Raw genomic sequence first — 3851 nt, forward strand, 5'->3', positions numbered from 1 at the left:
TTACTTATAATATTAATATTAGTGGTAGGTGTTATCAAATATAATACAAAACAGAATTACAAAGACATAAACTCTATTAATGAAAAATATTATGCAACAAATCAAGAATATGATAGTATTAAATATAAATATCCTTATATTAAAAATACTACTAGCCTAGCTGATTTATATGTAATAGAAAAATTACTAGAAGCACCGGTACCCCTACCGTTTGATTTACTTAAAAGACTAATAATTACTTTAAATCCGGCTTTCAAATTAGAAGAAATTAAATGGGAATTAACAAATATAGATAATATTTTGTTAGTTTCTAAGAGACAATTAATAATCAAATTAATACTTAAATATCATACTAATAATCTATCGGTAGATGAATCTCTAAAGATGCTAGATGATCATATGCAAAACGTAAAAAATAAATTATCTAATTTGCATATAGATTACGTTATATATAAGGATAAAATACTTGATATATTCGGTAAGGTAGTAATTCCTTTATCGGTTAATATAGTTGATGACAAGACGTAGTGATTGTATCGTGGATACTAAGAGTCGTCATTGCGAGGAAATTACGTAAGTAATTGACGAAGCAATTTCAGGAGTACTATTTCATGAGATTGCCACGCTCCTTTTAGTCGCTCGCAATGACGTTAAAACCGATCTACACTAATAACCCAAGGTAAAAGTAATGTTTGAAAAATATATTATGTATTTAAAGAATCTTATATTCTTTCAATTTATCATATATTTCTTCTTTATTTCTTTAACTATTTGGATAATAAAAAATTTCCAGCAAGAATACAGTAAATCTATCCTTGATAAACAAGTTTCACAAGAAAATCTAACGGAAGAAGTTTTAAAGCTTTATTCTGTCATTAACTCTAAAGAAGAAATATTAGAATCTTACAAAAAATATGTAGATTTAAGCGTGCCAAGTAGTGTGAGTTGCTTAAATTATCAAGAGCTAATTCCTAAAATAAAAAGCTTAAGCGATAAATATAACTTAATAGAACCTATAGACGTATCTATAAATTCAGTATTTTTTAAAAATAATGTTCAGGCGATTGAAGGAGAAGGTGAATCGATTCATGTAAATAATTATAGCATAAATATAAAATATGCATGTACAGATTTTCTGACTTTTCTAAAAATATTCTCTGAAATTTATTCTTATATGCCTCCTAATACTCTTATATCTTTTGTACGAGTACGTAATGAAGAAGTATTAATGCCTAAGAATATCTATAAACTTTCAGTAAATCATGCTCCTAACCTTATTTATGCTAAATTAATACTATATATAAGAGAATTAGCTTCAAAATAAATTACTAAAATGAATAATGCAATAATACTTAATAACGTAAATACTAATTTATTTAAAAAGGATATTGTTAATAATTTTGTCAATAATCTTACGAAATCTACTTGCTCTACTATTGCAAATATGCTTGCTATAGATTATACGCTAAGGCTCAATTCTAAACTGGAAGCTGCAAAATATATTAATAAATGTATCTCTAGACTCAAAAATTATTTAGGTATGCGTGTTATTAACGATGATAATTTTTCAATAGCACTAGAGTTATTTGCAATAATGATTACTTCTGAAGACGAAAATGAGCAAAATAAGAATAATATTTTAGAGCAATCACAAGATATAATAGCAGAAAATCTTGTAGAAGTTTATTTTGGAGATGAAAAAATAAATAGTACTGAAAAAGAAAAAATTAAAAATATATTTAAAGCTCTTTTAAAAGAGAAGAGTTTTGACAAAATAATAAATTATGCTGAGTCTCATAAAGAATTATTTAAGGCTTCCGTAATGTATGCAATGAAGAAATATAATAATATTGATGAAGCAACTACGTATATCAATAAAGAATTTAATAAAATATTAGAGATGTCTTTAGCATTTACGAAAAAAAGTAATATATTTAAACAAGCAACCGGAAAAATTGCTGGTGCCGTTTGTGCTTTATTAGTCGGAGCAATTAGTGTTGCGACTGCGGGAGCGACTTTTGCTATCGTAGTTGTACCGGTATCAATTTTTGCCGTCAGATATGCACCTGAACTTGGTGAAAAAATTGGAGAATTAATTTTGAATAATGATAATGCAATAAAACTAGAACAAAGCAATATAGATAAGTTTATGAAAACATTACAAAATGATAAAGAAAGCCTGTTATCTCAAGAAAAAACAAAAAACATTAAACAAAATATTAAAGCTTCTCCTTCTCAAATAAACGCAAAATTAACTAAGAAAGCGGTTAATGAAAAACACAGATAAAGCTATTTTTACTTGAGAATATAAAATATTACTCTTATTATCTTTTTTTAAATCAATAAAATAACTTAATGAGAAAAGTAGTAATATCCGGCATGATCGGCAACGCTTTAGAATGGTATGATTATGCATTATATGCACAATTTGCTTATATTATAGGGCAGCATTTTTTCCCGGATTCAGAAATGCGAGATACTTTAACTTTTGCAGTATTTGCTGCAGGTTTTATAGTACGCCCGCTTGGCGGTATTATTTTTGGTAATATAGGTGACAGGTTTGGCAGACGTATCGCTTTAGTAGTAGGTATCATAACTATGGCGATACCTACTGCCGGAATAGGTTTATTACCAGGCTATAAAACTATTGGTATTGCTGCTCCTATTATTTTAACTATTATCAGACTTATACAAGGCTTTTCTTTAGGAGGCGAATTTAGTGGCTGTATTTCCTATATAGTTGAGCATGCTTCGCCCCGGCAGAGAGGGCTTGCAGGGAGTGTCTCGTTTGTTAGTATGTGCGGAGGTATGCTACTTGGGCTACTAACTGCAGCCGGTTTTTCTTACTTCATGCCTGCTGAGATGCTTTTTGAATGGGGCTGGAGAATACCTTTTATTGCCGGCTTATTTATTAGTTCTGTAGGTTTATATATTAGAAAAAACCTAGCAGAAAGCCCTATTTATAAAAAAGCTAAAGAAACGGGACGCTTAGCACGTTTTCCTTTACGTGAAACATTAACAAAATATCCAAAAGAATTAATAGTCGCACTTGGAATCTATATTACCGTAACTGCTCCTTTCTATACTTCTACGGTTTTTATCGGTAATTTTATGCAAACACTCGGTTATACTAATCAGCAAAGCACAATTGTTAGTAGCATAATATTGATAGTAATGATGATTGTATTACCGATATCAGCATATATTTCGGATAAAATAGGGCGTCGCCCTGTGTTAATATGGGGTATTATATTACTAATTATATCTGTCTATCCTATTTTTATAGCTTTAGGATCAATGAATTTTACTTTGGCTATAATATCGCAAGTAATATTTGCCGGAATTATCAGTATTTATATGGGACCTGTCCCTACAATTTTAGTAGAGATATTTCCAACCAGTGTAAGATTTACCGGCGTTGCACTTTCTTATAACCTTGCTGCTGCAATATTTGGCGGTACTGCCCCGATGGTGGCAATGATATTAACGAAAGTTACCGGTGATAATTATGCTATTGCATATTATTTAATTGCACTCGCTTTATTATCTTCTATAATTCTAAAATTCTATAAAGAGACATATAAAAAGAATTTGGTAAATTAATTATGAACGAAGTTTTTGAAGTACCAAATGGCGAAGAAAAGGTTTTACTACATACTTGTTGTGCTCCTTGCGTTGGTCCGTTAATGGAAAAAATGATTGATTCCGGTATTAAATTCACACTTTTTTTATAATCCCAATATCCATCCTAAACAAGAGTATGAGCTTCGGAAAAATGAAAATATACGCTTTGCTGAGAAGCATAATATAGAATTTATCGATGCAGACTACGACCCGCAAAACTGGTTTAG

3 protein-coding genes and 2 pseudogenes are annotated in these 3851 nt (G+C 29.9%); all 5 read left to right on the forward strand.

The features are described 5' to 3' along the window. A pseudogene (locus AC1Z7D_RS06365) lies at nucleotides 1-528 on the forward strand (hypothetical protein); the annotation flags it as partial. A gap of 160 nt (nucleotides 529-688) precedes the next feature. Continuing rightward, nucleotides 689-1324, forward strand: a complete 636-nt coding sequence (locus AC1Z7D_RS06370) for a hypothetical protein (RefSeq protein WP_482602961.1) — start codon at nucleotides 689-691, stop codon at nucleotides 1322-1324. Nucleotides 1325-1333: 9 nt separating this feature from the next. Then, nucleotides 1334-2287 (forward strand): RP853 family protein, encoded by a 954-nt coding sequence (locus AC1Z7D_RS06375; RefSeq protein WP_482602963.1) that lies wholly within the window; start codon nucleotides 1334-1336, stop codon nucleotides 2285-2287. Nucleotides 2288-2355: 68 nt separating this feature from the next. After that, nucleotides 2356-3603, forward strand: a complete 1248-nt coding sequence (locus AC1Z7D_RS06380; protein WP_482602965.1) for a metabolite/H+ symporter — start codon at nucleotides 2356-2358, stop codon at nucleotides 3601-3603. Nucleotides 3604-3605: 2 nt separating this feature from the next. Beyond that, a pseudogene (locus AC1Z7D_RS06385) lies at nucleotides 3606-3851 on the forward strand (epoxyqueuosine reductase QueH); the annotation flags it as partial.

Source organism: Rickettsia sp., assembly GCF_965035265.1.